This window comes from Streptosporangium sp. NPDC049078, from assembly GCF_040648855.1.
Taxonomy (GTDB): Bacteria; Actinomycetota; Actinomycetes; order Streptosporangiales; family Streptosporangiaceae; genus Streptosporangium.
The window spans coordinates 396,528-411,098 of sequence record NZ_JBEZEL010000006.1; the positions used below are offsets into that span (position 1 = coordinate 396,528).

Annotated in this window: 15 protein-coding genes; 8 read left to right on the plus strand and 7 right to left on the minus strand. The window is 70.7% G+C overall.

What is annotated here, in order from left to right; translation table 11 throughout:
* Window positions 1–240: 240 nt before the first annotated feature.
* The 4 genes from AB0B90_RS12830 (at window position 241) to AB0B90_RS12845 (ending at window position 1,119) form a co-directional block, all read left to right on the plus strand.
* Window positions 241–414, plus strand: a complete 174-nt coding sequence (locus tag AB0B90_RS12830) for a hypothetical protein (RefSeq protein WP_362922499.1) — start codon at window positions 241–243, stop codon at window positions 412–414.
* Window positions 415–444: 30 nt separating this feature from the next.
* The gene (locus AB0B90_RS12835) at window positions 445–612 is read left to right on the plus strand and encodes a hypothetical protein (protein ID WP_350948278.1); all 168 of its coding nucleotides are present in this window, start codon (window positions 445–447) and stop codon (window positions 610–612) included.
* Window positions 613–643: 31 nt separating this feature from the next.
* On the plus strand, window positions 644–823 hold the full coding sequence (locus AB0B90_RS12840) for a hypothetical protein (RefSeq protein WP_350948279.1): 180 nt from the start codon (window positions 644–646) through the stop codon (window positions 821–823).
* A gap of 119 nt (window positions 824–942) precedes the next feature.
* Window positions 943–1,119 carry a hypothetical protein gene (locus AB0B90_RS12845; RefSeq protein WP_350946859.1) on the plus strand — a complete coding sequence of 59 codons (177 nt, stop codon included), beginning with the start codon at window positions 943–945 and terminating at the stop codon, window positions 1,117–1,119.
* Window positions 1,120–1,362: 243 nt separating this feature from the next.
* On the opposite strand, the gene AB0B90_RS12850 is transcribed toward AB0B90_RS12845, so the two are convergent.
* The 3 genes from AB0B90_RS12850 to AB0B90_RS12860 all read right to left on the minus strand — a co-directional run bounded on the left by AB0B90_RS12850 (window position 1,363) and on the right by AB0B90_RS12860 (window position 5,449).
* The gene (locus AB0B90_RS12850) at window positions 1,363–2,595 is read right to left on the minus strand and encodes a PP2C family protein-serine/threonine phosphatase (protein ID WP_350947122.1); all 1,233 of its coding nucleotides are present in this window, start codon (window positions 2,593–2,595) and stop codon (window positions 1,363–1,365) included.
* 302 nt (window positions 2,596–2,897) lie between these two features.
* Entirely contained in the window at window positions 2,898–4,523 is a 1,626-nt protein-coding gene (pruA, locus tag AB0B90_RS12855; protein ID WP_362922502.1) for an L-glutamate gamma-semialdehyde dehydrogenase, read from the minus strand.
* Window positions 4,523–5,449: a proline dehydrogenase family protein gene (locus AB0B90_RS12860; RefSeq protein ID WP_362922504.1), complete on the minus strand. Its 927-nt coding sequence runs from the start codon at window positions 5,447–5,449 to the stop codon at window positions 4,523–4,525. The genes pruA and AB0B90_RS12860 overlap by 1 nt, the downstream gene beginning before the upstream one ends.
* A gap of 94 nt (window positions 5,450–5,543) precedes the next feature.
* Here AB0B90_RS12860 and AB0B90_RS12865 point away from each other — a divergent pair, with 94 nt between their 5' ends.
* Window positions 5,544–6,614 (plus strand): helix-turn-helix domain-containing protein, encoded by a 1,071-nt coding sequence (locus tag AB0B90_RS12865; protein ID WP_362922506.1) that lies wholly within the window; start codon window positions 5,544–5,546, stop codon window positions 6,612–6,614.
* Between the two features lie 13 nt (window positions 6,615–6,627).
* Here AB0B90_RS12865 and AB0B90_RS12870 read toward each other — a convergent pair whose 3' ends face one another.
* A complete protein-coding gene (locus AB0B90_RS12870) occupies window positions 6,628–7,377 on the minus strand; it encodes a glycoside hydrolase family 16 protein (protein ID WP_350947023.1) in 750 nt (249 codons plus the stop codon).
* Window positions 7,378–7,488: 111 nt separating this feature from the next.
* On the opposite strand from AB0B90_RS12870, the gene AB0B90_RS12875 reads away from it, so the two are divergent.
* Window positions 7,489–8,442, plus strand: coding sequence for a hypothetical protein (locus tag AB0B90_RS12875; protein WP_362922509.1), 954 nt, complete (start codon window positions 7,489–7,491; stop codon window positions 8,440–8,442).
* Between the two features lie 204 nt (window positions 8,443–8,646).
* Here the strand turns inward: AB0B90_RS12875 and AB0B90_RS12880 are convergent, their stop codons facing one another.
* Complete coding sequence (locus AB0B90_RS12880) at window positions 8,647–9,801, minus strand: glycosyltransferase (RefSeq protein WP_350947025.1); 1,155 nt, start codon at window positions 9,799–9,801, stop codon at window positions 8,647–8,649.
* 275 nt (window positions 9,802–10,076) lie between these two features.
* Window positions 10,077–11,936: a SpoIIE family protein phosphatase gene (locus AB0B90_RS12885; RefSeq protein WP_350947026.1), complete on the minus strand. Its 1,860-nt coding sequence runs from the start codon at window positions 11,934–11,936 to the stop codon at window positions 10,077–10,079.
* Window positions 11,937–12,061: 125 nt separating this feature from the next.
* Here AB0B90_RS12885 and AB0B90_RS12890 point away from each other — a divergent pair, with 125 nt between their 5' ends.
* Window positions 12,062–12,784 carry a GAF and ANTAR domain-containing protein gene (locus tag AB0B90_RS12890; protein WP_350947027.1) on the plus strand — a complete coding sequence of 241 codons (723 nt, stop codon included), beginning with the start codon at window positions 12,062–12,064 and terminating at the stop codon, window positions 12,782–12,784.
* 184 nt (window positions 12,785–12,968) lie between these two features.
* Here AB0B90_RS12890 and AB0B90_RS12895 read toward each other — a convergent pair whose 3' ends face one another.
* Window positions 12,969–13,340 (minus strand): STAS domain-containing protein, encoded by a 372-nt coding sequence (locus AB0B90_RS12895; protein WP_350947028.1) that lies wholly within the window; start codon window positions 13,338–13,340, stop codon window positions 12,969–12,971.
* Between the two features lie 195 nt (window positions 13,341–13,535).
* On the opposite strand from AB0B90_RS12895, the gene AB0B90_RS12900 reads away from it, so the two are divergent.
* Window positions 13,536–14,312 carry a SigB/SigF/SigG family RNA polymerase sigma factor gene (locus tag AB0B90_RS12900; RefSeq protein WP_350947029.1) on the plus strand — a complete coding sequence of 259 codons (777 nt, stop codon included), beginning with the start codon at window positions 13,536–13,538 and terminating at the stop codon, window positions 14,310–14,312.
* Window positions 14,313–14,571 lie beyond the last annotated feature (259 nt).

The window sequence follows — 14,571 nt, forward strand, 5'->3', positions numbered from 1 at the left end:
CCGCAGGTCCGCTCCGCCGACCTGGCTCACCCGGCCGGGGAGATCGCCCTGGACGACGCCCGGGTGGTCGGCGGCCGCGAGCCGCGGACCGAGTACATCATCTCCTACGGCTGCTGCCCCACCGGCATCTGGTGCGGCGGCGACTTCTGACCCGCTTCACCACGAAGGGGCCTCGGCCCGTCTCCGCGCCGGTTCGGCCGGAGTTTTCCACAACATCGAATCCCATGAAGGAGTGACGTCATGTCCGAGAACGAGCTGATCCGTCAGTGGAAGAACCCGCAGGTCCGCTCCGCCGACCTGGCTCACCCGGCCGGGGAGATCGCCCTGGACGACGCCCGGGTGGTCGGCGGCCGCGAGCCGCGGACCGAGTACGCCATCTCCTACGGCTGCTGCCCCACCGGCATCTTCTGCTGATCCCTGCGGCCTACACCAAGGAGTTGTGAGATGTCCGACAACGAGCTGATCCGTCAGTGGAAGAACCCGCAGGCCCGCTCCGCCGACCTGGTCCACCCGGCCGGGGAGATCAGTCTGGACGAGCTGGTCGGCGGCCGCGAGCCCGCCACCGAGGGGATCGCCTCCTGGGGCTGCTGCGCCACCGGCTACTACTGCTGACTCGCGGTCGCGTGCGAGAAGGAGGCGCGAGATGTCCGGCGACGAGCTGATCCGTCAGTGGAAGGACCCACAGGTTCGTTCCGCCGGCCTGGTCCACCCCGCGGGCGAGATCGACCTTGACGAGCACCTCGCGCGCGTCGTCGGCGGCATGCCACAGGAGACCTGGCCTCCGGTGATCTCGCACAAGTGCTGCACCGTGGACCTCTGCTAGGAGGCACGGAACCGACCCGAGGTCGTGTCCGGCGGTCACCAAGGGCGGCCGGCCCGGTCCCCGTGCCGGACCGGCCCCCGTGTCCCACCCACAACGAATCTCGACGAAGGAGACATGTGATGTCCGACAACGAGCTGATCCGTCAGTGGAAGAACCCGCAGGCCCGTACCGCCGACCTGGCCCACCCCGCCGGGGAGATCAACCTGGACGAGCTGGTCGGCGGCCGCGAGCCGCGGACGGAGCACTTCATCAGCATCGGCTGCTGCGCCACCAGCACGCTCTCCTGCCCGGTGTAGTCACGTCCTGCGGCCGAGTACGGACCGAACACGGACGGCTCACCGCGATGGGGGCGATGCCCCCGCTGTAGCCGGAAACGAGTGACGCCTGGGTTTCGGATGCGAAACCCGGGCGTCACCGCTTCTCGCGGCCTGTTCGAAGACGGTCGCGCTTCTTGAGATCGGGCCGATGCCGATCGGGCCGCGCGACATCACCCCATGTGCGGGTAGCGGTGGTCCGACGGCGGGGGAGAGCTCTCCTGTTCACAGGTGCAGCCGCTCGTGGGCGTCGCCGTGCCATTCCACCAGCAATACCGTGACGTCGTCCTGCAGGCGATCGTCGTGGTAGTCCAGCACGCCGCGTATCAGGCGGCGCAGCGTCTCGGGAACGGGCAGGCCGTCGGCGGTGCGGCGGATGATGACGTCGACGAACCGGTCGAGGCCGAACTCCTCGCCGGCGGCGTTGCGGGCCTCGGTGATGCCGTCGCTGTAGAACACCACCCGGTCCCCGGGCTCCAACTGTTCACGGCACATCGTGATCTCCGTGCCCAGGTTCAGTCCCATCGGGGTGGCCGGAGGGCATTCCAGTGTGGCGACCCAGCGGCCGCCGCGGATCACCACCGGCGGATGATGACCCCGGTTGACCCAGGACAACACCCCGGTGCGGGTGTTCAGATCACCCAGGATCGCGGTGACGAAACGGGTGGCCTGACCGAACTCGGTGATCAGAACCTGTTCGATGATCTCACTGGTCGCCGCCAGGCCGGCACCATGACGACGACTGTTGCGGCAGGCGGCCACCGCCAGGTTGGCGCTCAGCCCCGCCGAGACATCGTGCCCCATCGCGTCGAAGATCCCCAGATGCGCCACCTCGCCGGCCAGCGCGTAGTCGAAGGCGTCCCCGCCGACCTCGTAGGCAGGCTCCAGCGCCGCGGCGATGGTCACCCGCCGATCGGCGAAGGTCAGCGGCGGCATCAACGTCCACTGCATCTCCGCGGCCACGTGCATCGGCCGGGTACGCACCAGCCGGGCGTAGGAGTCACTGTAGGGACGCTTGTCGACCAGCAACAGCGCCACCAGCGACGCCAGGTCCCGCATGTTGTCCTGGATCTGCGCGTCGGCGGCGGCCTCGACGCCGATGCGCAGCACCCCCATGCGTTCGACGCCGTTCAACAGCGGCACCCACCACCGTTGCGGCCCGTCGGTGTCCTCGTCAGTGTCCCTTTCGGTGCCCTCGCCGACGCCGACCAGGATCCGCATCTCCTGGAAGGCCCGCCCGGCCAGGGTCGCGTCGATGCGCAACTCGCAGGCCGCCGTGCTCGCGACCTCCCTGCCGCCGTGGCCCTCACCGGTCAACAGACGCAGCACGTTGCACTGCAGATCCGCCAGGTAGATCAGCACCTCGGCCAGGCCCGCGGACACGGCGTGCTCCGCGACCAGGCCCGGAATCTGCTCCAGAGCCGCCAGGTGACTGGCCCGTAGCAACTCCACCAGCATCCGCTCGGGGCCGGGAGAGGGCTTCACCGCCACGCCACCGCCGACACGCGCTCACTCACCTTGGCGGCCCCTTCCATCTCTCACATCCCTGCGACACGATCATCCGCTTTACCGAAGGATCGCAGGATCGGCCGTGTCCGAAGGCACCTTCGCCCCTCGCCTCCTGGAACTTTCCTACCCGTCGGCCTCACGTCGAAGCCGACCGACAGAGGACGGCGGTGCCGGGACTCGTGAATCCGAGTCCCGGCACCGCCCTCTTCCGCCGTCGTCAGGTCGGGCTCCTGCCGACCGTCCGGGAAAGGTCAGCCCTGGTGCGGGTAGCGGTGGTCGGTCGGCGGGGCGAAGGTCTCCTTGACGGTCCTGGCGCTCACCCAGCGGGTCAGGTTGAGGATCGACCCGGCCTTGTCGTTCGTGCCCGACGCCCGGCCCCCGCCGAAGGGCTGCTGGCCGACGACCGCGCCGGTGGGCTTGTCGTTGATGTAGAGGTTGCCCGCCGCGAAGCGCAGCCGCTCCGAGGCCGAGGCGATCGCGTAGCGGTCCTGGGCCATGATCGAACCGGTCAGCGCGTACGGGGAGACGCCCTCCATCTGGTCCAGGACCGTGTCGAAGTCCGCGTCGTCGTAGACGTGCACGCCGAGGATCGGCCCGAAGTACTCCTTGACGAAGATCTCGTCGGTGGGGTCGGCCGACTCCAGGATGGTCGGCCTCACGAAGTAGCCGGTCGAGTCGTCGTACGACCCGGTCAGCACGTTGATCGAGTCGAGCGAGCGGGCCCGGTCGATCGCGGCCCTGTGCTTGGCGAACGCCCGCTCGTCGATGACCGCGCCCATGAAGGTCGACAGGTCCGCGGCCACGTCGCCGACGGTGAGCGACTCGGCGGTGCCCACGAGTTCGTCGCGGATCACCGACCAGACCGAGCGCGGCACGTACGCGCGGGAGGCGGCCGAGCACTTCTGCCCCTGGTACTCGAACGCGCCGCGGATCAGCGCCGTGGTGAGCGCCGCGGGGTCGGCCGAGGGGTGGGCGAGCACGAAGTCCTTGCCGCCGGTCTCGCCGACCAGGCGCGGATAGGACCGGTAGGAGGCGATGTTCGCGCCGACCGTGGACCACAGGTGCTGGAAGGTGGGCGTGGAGCCGGTGAAGTGGATGGCCGCCAGCTCGGGGTGGGTCATGGCGACCTCGGAGACGGCCGCGCCGTTGCCGGTCACCATGTTGATGACACCCGGCGGGAGCCCCGCCTCCTCAAGCAGGCGCATGGTGAAGTGCGCGGAGAACTGCTGGGTGGGGGAGGGCTTCCAGACGACGACGTTGCCCATCAGGGCGGGAGCCGACGGCAGGTTCGCCGCGATGGCGGTGAAGTTGAACGGCGTGATCGCCAGGACGAAGCCCTCCAGCGGCCGGTACTCCATCCGGTTCCACACGCCGGGCGAGGAGACCGGCTGGTCGGCGAGGAGCCGCCGCGCGAAGTCCACGTTGAAGCGCAGGAAGTCGATCAGCTCGCAGGCCGCGTCGATCTCCGCCTGCTGCGCGGACTTGGACTGGCCCAGGATCGTCGCGCCGTTCAGCGTCTGCCGGTAGGGGCCGGCCAGCAGGTCGGCGGCCCGCAGGAAGATCGCGGCCCGCTCGTCGAACGGCAGGGCGCGCCACGCGGGCGCGGCCGCGAGCGAGGCGTCGATCGCCGCGCGCACGTCGTCGGCGTTCGCGTCCGCCATGCGGCCCAGCACGGAGGCGTGGTTGTGCGGCTGGACCACGTCGATCGGGGCCCCGCCGCCCATCCGCTGCTCGCCGCCGATCGTCATCGTCAGGTCCAGCTGGGCGCCGGCGAGCTCCTTGACGCGGTTCTCCAGCGCCGTACGCTCGGCGCTGCCGGGCGCGTAGCCGAGCACCGGCTCGTTGACCGGGGCGGGAACGGTGGAGATGGCATCCATTAGTTGCCTCCAAGGGCACGAAGGAAGAAGGCGATGTTCGCCGGACGCTCGGCCAGGCGGCGCATGAAGTAGCCGTACCAGTCGTCTCCGTACGGGATGTAGACACGCACGGTGTGACCCGCCCCGGCGAGGGCGAGCTGCTTGTCGGCCCTGATCCCGTAGAGCATCTGGTACTCGTAGTCGCCGCGGGACCTGGAGAACCGGTCGGCGAGCGTCTCGGTGATCGAGATCAGCCGGTCGTCGTGCGTCGCCACCATCGGGTAGCCCGCCCCCGACATGAGGATCCGCAGGCAGCGCACGTAGGCCTTGTCGACCTCGTTCTTGCTCTGATGCGCCACCGAGGCGGGCTCGGCGTAGGCGCCCTTGACCAGGCGCACCCGCGATCCCTCGTGCGCGAGGTTGCGGCAGTCGGCCTCGGTGCGGAAAAGGTAGGACTGCACGGCGACACCGGTGGAGGGAAAGTCCAGGCGCAGGGCCCGCAGGGTCTCCAGCGTGGAGTCGACCGTGGTGTGGTCCTCCATGTCGAGGGTGACGTTCGCCCCGCAGTCGCCGGCCGCCTCGCAGATCCGCCGCGCGTTCTCCAGGGCGATCTTGTCGCCGTCGGCGCCGAGCGCCTGGCCGACCGCGGAGAGCTTCACCGACACCTCGGCCCGGTCACCGAGCCCCAGCCCGCCCAGCGCGCCGAGCAGCGTGACGTACGCGCCGGCCGTCTGGGCGGCGGCGGCGGAGTCTCTCGTCTCCTCGCCAAGGTGGTCGACGGTGACGGCGAGTCCGGAGGCGGCGAGCCCGCGGATCGCCTCGACCGCCTCCCGAGGCGTCTCGCCCGCGACGAAACGATCGACGACCTTGCGGGTCAGCGGCACGCCGGAGACCGCGCGCCGTACCAGCGGCGACCGGGACGCGCCGAGAAGGAGAGAACCGAACATGTTTCCAGCCTAAAACCTCCGTTCGCCCGGCCATCATGTGCATCTGCCACGATCGACGGGCGGGGCTTTCATACACATGTATGACAATGGTGGGGTGTTGCAGGAGACGGTAGACGAGATCGCCACCAGGCTCGGCGCCTCGGCCACCCTGGAGGACCGGGCCTTCCAGCTCCTGGCCTACGCCGCGCAGAGCGGCGACATCGACGTGGTGCGCCAGGAGTCCATTCTGCGACGCCGCGCGACGAACCAGGTACGCGCCTACTTCGAGGGGTACGGCATCGCCGGGGCACGCGGCCCCGTACGCATCCCCGCCGACGCCGACCTGGGAGTCCTCGCGCGGGTGTGCGTGCCGTTGCGGCACCACGAGGTGACCTACGGCTACCTGTGGCTCCTCGACGACGGCACACTCGGTGACGAGGTCCTCGCCTCGGTCGGCGACCTGGTCTCCAGGGCAGCCACCGTCCTCGCCCAGGAGGCCCGCAGCCGTCAGGACCTGGGTGCGAACCTACGGGAGCTGTTCTCCTCCGACGCCGAGGAACGCTCCCGGGCACTGACACGGCTGGACGACGTGCGCGGCCCGGTGGCGGCGATCGCCGCCCGCGTCTCCCCGGACCGGGTCGCCGCCCTCTGGACGCTCCCGCGCGCCGTGCTCGCCGACCCCGCGTTTCCCGTACGGGGCGAGCCACTGGTCGCCCTCCTGGCCCCGGCGGGCCAGGCGGGGGAACTGGCCGACCGGATCCAGGGCATGTACGGAACGGTGGTGGGCGTCGGCGCACCCAGGGACGAGCCCGCGCAGGCCTGGCGAAGCTGGCGGGAGGCCGTGCACGCGCTCGGCGTCGCCGGACGGGTGCCCGCGCTCGCGCCCGTCGCCACCTGGCCAAAACTGGGCGTCTACCGGCTGCTCGCCCGCATGTCACCGGCGGGGCTGCGGGAGCTCGCGGAAGAGGTCGCCGGGCTGGCCGAGGACCCGGAGCTGGCCAGGACCGTGGAGGGCTACCTCGACCGCGCCGGTCACGTCCAGGAGACCGCCGGTGCGCTCGGCGTGCACCGCCAGACGCTCTACTACCGGCTGGCCAAGGCGGAGCGGCTCACCGGCAGGAACCTCGCCGACGGCGAGGACCGCCTGCTGGTCCACCTCGCCCTCAAGGCGGCCCGCCTGCTCTGAGCCCCGGGTCCCGTCAGACGGGGGCCCGGTAGATCTTCACCCAGTCCACGTACATGCTGACCGTCGGAGGAGTGGAGCCGTTACGGCACGGCGACCACTGGTTGCACGTCACGTCGTTCTGGAGCGTCAGGTGCATGGAGCGGCTCCTCGGCACGTTCGGCCCCCGGTAGTCCCACACCTTCCTGCCGTCCAGCCAGAACGTCAGCCGTCCGGGCAGCCAGTCGACCGCGACCGTGTGCCACCGGGTGAAGTCGGCCCTCATCTGCCGTTGGGCCTGCGGCCGGTCGCCGCGATGCACGAAGATCCCGCCCGACCTGCGGCTCGGATCGATGATCTCCGCGAAGTCGACCTCCGCGTACTCGCCGCCCCCCTGGTCGGACGGCCAGAGCAGCGCCACGGGTGTGTAGCCCGCGCCGCGTTCGGCGCGCAGCCGCACCTCCCAGCGCCCGTACCGCTGGGCGCCGCGGGTCGCGATGCCCCCCGACAGGTCCCTGCCGCCGTAGAAGCCGCCCTTGAGCCGCAGGACGCCGCCGCCCACGGTCGAGGCCCGCCCGGTGCGCGGGTTGGTCTCGGCGCCGGGGGAGTGGTAGACGACCCACTTGCGGTCGTCCACGCGGGTGCCGTTGAAGTTCTCCACCAGGATCGGGCTGCCCCACCCGCGCGGGGTGGACGGGTCCGTCCGCGCGGCCGCCCCCGTCGCGGGCAGCGAGGAGAGGGCGAGGGCGGCGGCCAGAACGCCCAGGAACGTGCCACGAATCGACATGGGGACATCAAAGCAACAATCGCACTCCAGTAACAGAGGTATTTCGTTTTCGCATACGTCCCACTGGTTCGGGGGGTGCCGTCCGGGTCAGGCTGTGCCACGATTCCGCACATGAACGACGTTGACGCCGTACGGCGAGCACTGGCCGGCCTGGTGGAGTCCGGCGAGCTCCGCCCCGAGCAGGTGGAGCCGGTCGCCCGCGCCGTCGGCGAGGCGTTGCGTGAGCCGGGGGCCGACGACCGGGTCAGGTGGAGCGAGATCCTCGCGTACGTCGGCGGCGCACTCGTCCTGGCCGGTGCCGCGGCCTTCGTCGGCCTGGGCTGGGACCGGATGACCCAGCCGGCGAGGATCGCGGTCCTCGCCGTGGTCACGGTCCTCCTGCTCGCGGTGGCCGTGGGGCTCGGCGCGGCGGCGCGGTCGGCGACCGGCAGGACGGCCGCCGTGCAGGGCAGGGTCGCGGCCACGCTCGCCGCGCTGGGCTCGGCCACGGCGGCCCTGTGCGCGGGGGTGGTGGTCGACCGCCACGAGGGTCTCGTCGCCGGGGTGGCCGGGCTGGTGGTCGCGGCGACGGCCTACGCGCTGCTGCCCACCGCGATCGGCCTGCTGGCCTGCGGCGGTTTCGCGCTGGTCACGGTGACCGGCCTGCTGGACGTCCTCGCCGGGCGGGAGGGCGCGGGCTGGGGCCTGGCCTATGTCGCGCTGGGCCTGCTCATCCTGACGGCCGCCCTGGCCGGGGTGCTCGTCCCGCGCGACCTCGGCCTGGGCATGGGGGCGGCGATCGCGCTCTTCGGCGGTCAGTGGCCCGTCCTGTGGGACGGAGGCGCCTGGGGATACTGGCTGACCGCGGCGATCGCGCTCGCCTGCCTGGCCCTGTACCGGCGGTGGCGCACCTGGGTGCTGATCGTCAGTGGCGTGGCCGGGCTGACGCTCGCGGTCCCCGAGGCGGTCTGGGACTGGACGGACGGCGCCGTGGGCGGTGCGGTGATCCTGGTCCTGGCCGGGGTCGTCCTGCTGGCCGCCAGCGGCCTCGGCGTCGTCCTGCACCGTCGCGTGGCCCGGTCGTAGACGTCGCACGTACCCGCCGTGAGCCGTCACCCCCGTGCACGCGAGCGCGAGCGCGACACGTCGAACGCCACCGAGGGCACCCTGTAGGTCACGCTTGTGCACACGGGCCCGACACGCGAAGACCGGGGACCCCTTCGAAGGGATCCCCGGTCTCGGAGCGTGTTCCGCGTGGCCCGCGGTGCCAGGCCGGCGCGGCGGACGCGGTCAGCGGGCGGAGCCGGAGAGCGCGGTCTCGTAGACGTGGACGAGCTCCTGGCTGATCCGCTCCCAGGAGTAGCGGGACCGGGCGCGGTCGGCACCGGCGAAGCCGAGCGCGGTGCGGCGGGTCGGGTCGGCGAGCAGCTCGCGGGTCAGACGGGAGGTCTGCGCCGGGCGGTCGGCGGGCACCAGCAGGCCGGTCACCCCGTCCACCACGGAGTCGAGGTGGGCGCCCACGGCCGAGGCGATGACGGGGACGCCGCAGGCCATGGCCTCCAGCGCCACGACGCCCGCCGGGGCCTCCCTGGGAAGGGAGAGAACCACGTCGGCGCTGCGCATCAGCTTGGCGATCGAGGAGTGCGGGACGTGCCCGAGAACGGTGATCCGGTCGTCGACGCCGATCTCCTTGGCCAGCAGCATCATGCGGTGCGCCTCGGCGTCGTGCTCCAGGTCCACGGACGCGGGACCACCGGCGATGATCAGCTCGGCGTCGGGAATGCCCTCCAGCGCGCGGAGCGCGGTGTGCACGCCCTTGTCGGCCGTGAGCGGACCCACGTGCAGCAGGCGGGGGCGGTTGCCGCGCGTGGCGGCCGGACCCTGGCGACGGAACCGCTCGACGTCGACGCCGCACGGGATGACCGAGATGTTGCGGCGCGGCACGCCCAGCCGGATCAGCGAGCTCTCCTCGTCACCGCACCCGGCGATCACCGCGCTGGCCCGGCGCCCGATGGCCCGCTGCAGCCGGACCTTCTTGGCGTCGTGGGAGTTCTCGCTGCTGAAGGTCTGGGTGAACGGGACGTTGAGGCCGTTCGCTCCGGCGATCGCGGCGAGCCCGCCGGTCCAGGAGTGCGCGTGGATGACGTCCGGGCGGTCCTGTCCCCAGCGGTGCATCAGCTGGTCGCCGAGGTCGGACAGGTAGGGCAGGACGCTGTCTTCCGGAAGGTCCTGCGCGGGGCCGGCGGTCAGGTTCTCCAGCGTGACGCCCTGCGACACGCGAACCCTGGCCTTCTCCGAGTCGGAGTTCCTGCGGGTGTAGATCGTGACTTTGTGCTCGCGGCCGAGCTCACGGGCCACTGCCATCAGGTGAGCGCGCTGGGCGGCGAGGTCGGACTCGTCCTGGGTGGAGGAGAGAGCCTCGGAGGAAACGAATGCAATGTTCACGGCACACCTCTGGGAGGAGATAGGCATAAAGAGCCTGTGATTCCTTCAGGGGTGCCTGCGTCTTAGGCACACGTCTGTATGAGGTCAACCATACCCCGATCCGCGCAGAAGCCAAACCCCTGAGGCGAAGCCGGGCCTCCCGACGCGTCCCGCGCTGCCGCGACTCCTCGGCCCCGGAGCTCAGGACGTGTGATCGGCTCCCGCGTTCTCCCCGGTCAGGGGGATGTCGAGGCGTTCGCCCGGCTGTCCGTACCGAATTCGACCGGTTATCCGGCTCATACGACGCGAAGAGCGAGGATCACGATCTCATCCCAGACCCTCCCGCCGGAGAACGCGTGCCGGTCCTCCTCCACCGTCTTGACGATCTCGGCGGGGGACTGCGCCACGCAGCGCGCCAGCACGTCCGCCAGCCTGATCTCGCCGTAGGACTCACCCAGCTCGTTCTGCGAGGCGACCAGGCCGTCGGAGTAGAAGACCAGGGTCTGGCCCGAGGCCAGGGTGAGCTCCTCGGTGAACATCTCCGCCTCGGGAGCGATGCCCAGCGGAACGCCACCCCCCGCGGTGAACCGGACCCCGCCGTCGGGCAGCAGCAGCGCGGCCGGGTGGTGCCCCGCGCTGGCCAGCCTGATCCTGCGCGCCTTGATGAACCCGGTCACCGCCATCACGAACATGCCGTTGTGCTGGGCGGTCAGGGCCTGGTTCAGCTTGCGCATCACCTCGCCGGGGTCGGTCTCCCAGACGCTGAGCACGCGCAGGCCGTTGCGGACCATGGCGCTGACCGACGCGGCCTCCTCACCCTTGCCCGCGGCCCCTCCGAGGGCGAAACCCCATCCGTCACCGACGCGGAAGACGTCGTAGAACTCGGCGCCGACCGGGCTGGAACCCGCGTTGTAGATGGCCGCGGCCTCGAATCCCGGGATGTCCGGCAGGCTCCTGGGCACCACGCTGGTCCGCAGCGCGTCGGCCGCCCGGGAACGGGTCTGGAAGCTGCGCCGCGCGCGCAGCGCGAGCCCCAGGTGGGCGCCGATCTCCTCCATCAGCCCCAGATCGGCGAGCGAGAACGGTTCGCGGTCGCGCAGCCGCACCAGGGTGAGGGCTCCCAGCACGCCGCTCTCGCCGCCGATCGGCACGATCAGCACCGAGGCGGCGCCCATCACCCGCAGCAGCGGCGGGCCACCGGGAACGTCGCCGAGCAGCCTGTCGTCCTCCAGCATCTCGTGCACCACGCCGGAGCCGCCGGTCAGCACGTGCGCGACGGCCGGAGCGGTCAGCGGGTTCATCCCCTCGGCGAGGCGGAGCAGCTGGGTCACCGGCTTGTCGCTCGGGCCCAGCACGCAGGCACGTTTGGGCATGCCGTCGCGGACCACGTCGGCGATCACCCAGTCGGCCCACTCGGCGGCGAGCAGCCGTGCGGCCCTGGTGACGGTCACCGGCTGGCGCAGGCTCTCCTCGTCGAGCAGCAGGCGGGTCATCCTGGACAGCAGCTCCTGCCGGCGCGCCGCGGCCATGACCAGGGTGGCGTCCGAGCGGTCGGCCGGGCCGTGCGGCGGGCCCGCCACCTGCGCCTCCAGCGGCAGGATCATGACCGCGACCATCTCCTGCGGCTCTCCCGGCATCGTCAGCCGGGTGACGGCCAGCTGAACCGTGTGCGCGCGGCCCTGGTGGGCGAGCCGCGTCTGGAGGGTCGCGGTCTGGCCGCCCTGCTGGACCGCCGTCAGGTGCGAGCGGAACGCCGCCCGCCGGGAGACGTCGACGAACAGCGGGAACGAGCGGCCGATCAGGTATCCCGCCGGGCTGCCGAGCATCCGGGAGGTCTCGGCGCTGATCCGCCGCACCACCCCGGAGGCGTCCAGCACCACCACGGGGATGGGGAAGGTGCGGAACACCTGCCGCAACAGCTTGAGCTCCCGCTGTGACCCGCTCTCCCGCTCCCCCGACCGTTTGGGCGCCTTGCGCAGCTCGCGCACCGAGGCGTCCAGCAGCTCACGGGCGGTGTCGAGCTCCGCCAGCGCCGCGTCGAGTGTGGACCGGGGGTCGGCGGGGTAGGCGGACTTCGCCTCGCGCAGGGAGGAGATCCTGGTGGTCAGCGCGTTCAGCGCCTGCTCCAGGGTCTGAAGGCCAATGGCGTCGGTCAATGCTCGTCCTCGTCAGGGGCCGGAGTGGACTGGTCCCGTCGTAGACGGTACGCCACCCGGTGGGCCGAATCGATGCGCGGTCGGATAGTGGTTAAGTTAGCGACACAGGGGAGGGGAGTCGCGAGATGGACATGGTCACCCCCGTTCTCGCCCGGGACCTCGCGGCCCTCGGCAGGGTGAGCGAGGAAACGTCGAGCGAGAGCGTGCTGCGCGGTCTCACAGCCACTCTCGCAGGCGGCGTGCCCGGTTGCGCGGGCGGCTCCGCCGAGCTCTGGCGACAGGAACGGATGGTCGTCTCAGCTTCCCACAGCGAGCTCATCGTCCTGCTCGACAGCGAGGGGGAGATCGGCGAGGGGCCCTCGTCCGAGGCCCGCGCCACCGGGCGCCACGTGATCGTCCAGGATGTCCTGCACGAGCCCCGCTGGCCCGCCTACGCCGGCATGGCCGTACGCTGCGGCGTCCGCTCGGTCCTGGCGATGCCCATCGTCATCGAGCACGCCGTCCTGGTCCTCGGCATGTACGGGGTGCGTCCCGGTGTCTTCGCGGCGAGGAACGTCCCTCCGCTCGCCGACATGCTCGCCGAGCAGGTGGGTGTGGCCCTCGCCAACATGTGGGACTACGACGAGGTCCGCACCGACGCGGCCCAGATGCAGGAGGCTCTCGCGGGCCGGGCGATCATCGACCAGGCCAAGGGCATCATCATGAAGTCCAGCGGCTGCTCGGCCGAGGCCGCCTTCGACGAGTTGCGCCGAATCTCGCAGCACCACCAGGTGAAGGTCGCGGACCTGGCCAAGCTGCTGGTCGAGGAGCACCAGCGCAACCGCGAGACGAAGAAGAAAGAGGGCTGAGGGCCCGGTGGGGGGCGGTTTCCGGCGGCCGGCGGCCGGCCCGGGATCGTCGGGAGAGCACCGGGGGGCCGTCACCGGTCGGCTCCGCCTTCCGCACGTGCCCCTGCCCGAACCCGGGCGGTGACCCGCCCCGCCTCCTCGGACACGGCCGATCCGCGACAAGGCGGCACGTGCGGAAAACGGGCTATCCAAAGGCGGCGATCGCCTCGTCGATCGTGTCGTACAGGGGCAGCCGCTGGGCCAGCCCTGTGATCCACATCACCTTGGTCTTGGCGTACTCCACCCCGATGAGGGCGAACTTGGCGCCCGCGGTGGTGCTGACCTGCCAGTGGTGGACGATGAGTCCCAGCGCGCGCGAGTCCATGAAGGTCACACCGCTCAGATCCAGCGCCATGTCGAGACCGTGCTCGCCGGTCTCCGCCGCCAGGTAGTCGGCGAACTGATCCCTCGTCGTCGCGTCAAGCAGACCCGTCACCCGGATCACGTTGATCCCACTGACCAGCGCCGACGTGAGAGTCAGAGCTGCCGATCTCTCGCCGTTCTCCGACACCGTCACTCAGGGCCTCCTCGTGCCATTCGATTAGCAACCTTACTGTTACCTGGGGGCGAGTAATACTCCTGGATTCGGGGGAATACTGGAACCCAGAGGTCCAGCAGAGGGCCTCGCCTCGAAAATTGGTCGAGGCGATGCCGTCTGCCCGGATGTTGCTTCCGTGGTCGGCTCGCCCGACAGTAATACCAGGGAGCAGCAATGTCTGTTCAGGCACTCGAAATCACCGACATGACCGCTGAGGACCTCCTCGCCGAGATGTCCCTGCCTGAGATCTCCGAATACCGCGCCGAGCGCCTGCGTGAGCGCATCGTCGAGATGCACCGCCACCTCGCCATGGAGATCGCCCGCCGTTACCGCTACCGCGGCGAGCCGATGGAGGACCTCCTGCAGGCCGCGTACGTGGGGCTCATGAAGGCCATCAACGGCTTCGACCCGACCCTCGGGCACCCCTTCCGCGGCTACGCCGTGGTCACCATGACCGGTGAGGTCAAGCGCCACTTCCGCGACCGCACCTGGGCCATCCGCGTTCCCCGCGTCTACCAGGAGCGCAGGGCCGAGCTGAACCGCCTGGTCGCGGACCTCAGCCAGGACCTCGGCCGAGCCCCCACGGTCGCCGAGCTGGCCACGAAGATGAAGATCTCGGAAGAGGACGTCCTGCTCACCCTCGACGCCTCCGCCGCCTACAGCGCGCTCTCACTGGACGCCCCCCTCGGCGCCGACGACGACGCGGGCGCGCTGGGCGACGTGATCCCCGACGAGGACGACGCTCTGGGCACGCTCGTGGACCGCGAGGCGGTCAAGCCGCTGATCGACAAGTTGCCGGAGCGCGAGAAGAACATCCTCCTGCTGCGTTTCTTCGGCAACATGACCCAGGCCGAGATAGCGGCGGAATTCGGGATCTCCCAGATGCACGTGTCCCGTATCCTGCGGAAGGTGCTTGACCAGCTCCGTGAGGAACTTGTCGCCGAATGCTGAATAGACCGCCCGTTGCGGGGCACCCCAGTCGGCGACAACGGACGTGGCGTAAGGTGCGTTTGAATGGATCCCGGATGCTGAGGACAACGGCGAACGGGAACAGGGGAGGCGGATCTCGGGTGAACGAGGACGGTGTTCGTCCCGCTCGTTTCACGGCGAGTGGCGGCCGTTCCCGGATGATCCCCGCAGGCGCCGCCGTCGCCGAACTCGCCTTCTGCCTTCCCGATCTCCCCGACGTCCGCGACTTCGCCGCCGCCCA

Bases quoted from the DNA above. Each gene is read 5' to 3' on its own strand.
- AB0B90_RS12830 (WP_362922499.1), top strand. From the start codon at position 241: ATGTCCGAGAACGAGCTGATCCGTCAGTGGAAGAACCCGCAGGTCCGC.
- AB0B90_RS12835 (WP_350948278.1), top strand. From the start codon at position 445: ATGTCCGACAACGAGCTGATCCGTCAGTGGAAGAACCCGCAGGCCCGC.
- AB0B90_RS12840 (WP_350948279.1), top strand. From the start codon at position 644: ATGTCCGGCGACGAGCTGATCCGTCAGTGGAAGGACCCACAGGTTCGT.
- AB0B90_RS12845 (WP_350946859.1), top strand. From the start codon at position 943: ATGTCCGACAACGAGCTGATCCGTCAGTGGAAGAACCCGCAGGCCCGT.
- AB0B90_RS12850 (WP_350947122.1), bottom strand. From the start codon at position 2,595: ATGCTGGTGGAGTTGCTACGGGCCAGTCACCTGGCGGCTCTGGAGCAG.
- pruA (WP_362922502.1), bottom strand. From the start codon at position 4,523: ATGGATGCCATCTCCACCGTTCCCGCCCCGGTCAACGAGCCGGTGCTC.
- AB0B90_RS12860 (WP_362922504.1), bottom strand. From the start codon at position 5,449: ATGTTCGGTTCTCTCCTTCTCGGCGCGTCCCGGTCGCCGCTGGTACGG.
- AB0B90_RS12870 (WP_350947023.1), bottom strand. From the start codon at position 7,377: ATGTCGATTCGTGGCACGTTCCTGGGCGTTCTGGCCGCCGCCCTCGCC.
- AB0B90_RS12875 (WP_362922509.1), top strand. From the start codon at position 7,489: ATGAACGACGTTGACGCCGTACGGCGAGCACTGGCCGGCCTGGTGGAG.
- AB0B90_RS12890 (WP_350947027.1), top strand. From the start codon at position 12,062: ATGGACATGGTCACCCCCGTTCTCGCCCGGGACCTCGCGGCCCTCGGC.
- AB0B90_RS12900 (WP_350947029.1), top strand. From the start codon at position 13,536: ATGTCTGTTCAGGCACTCGAAATCACCGACATGACCGCTGAGGACCTC.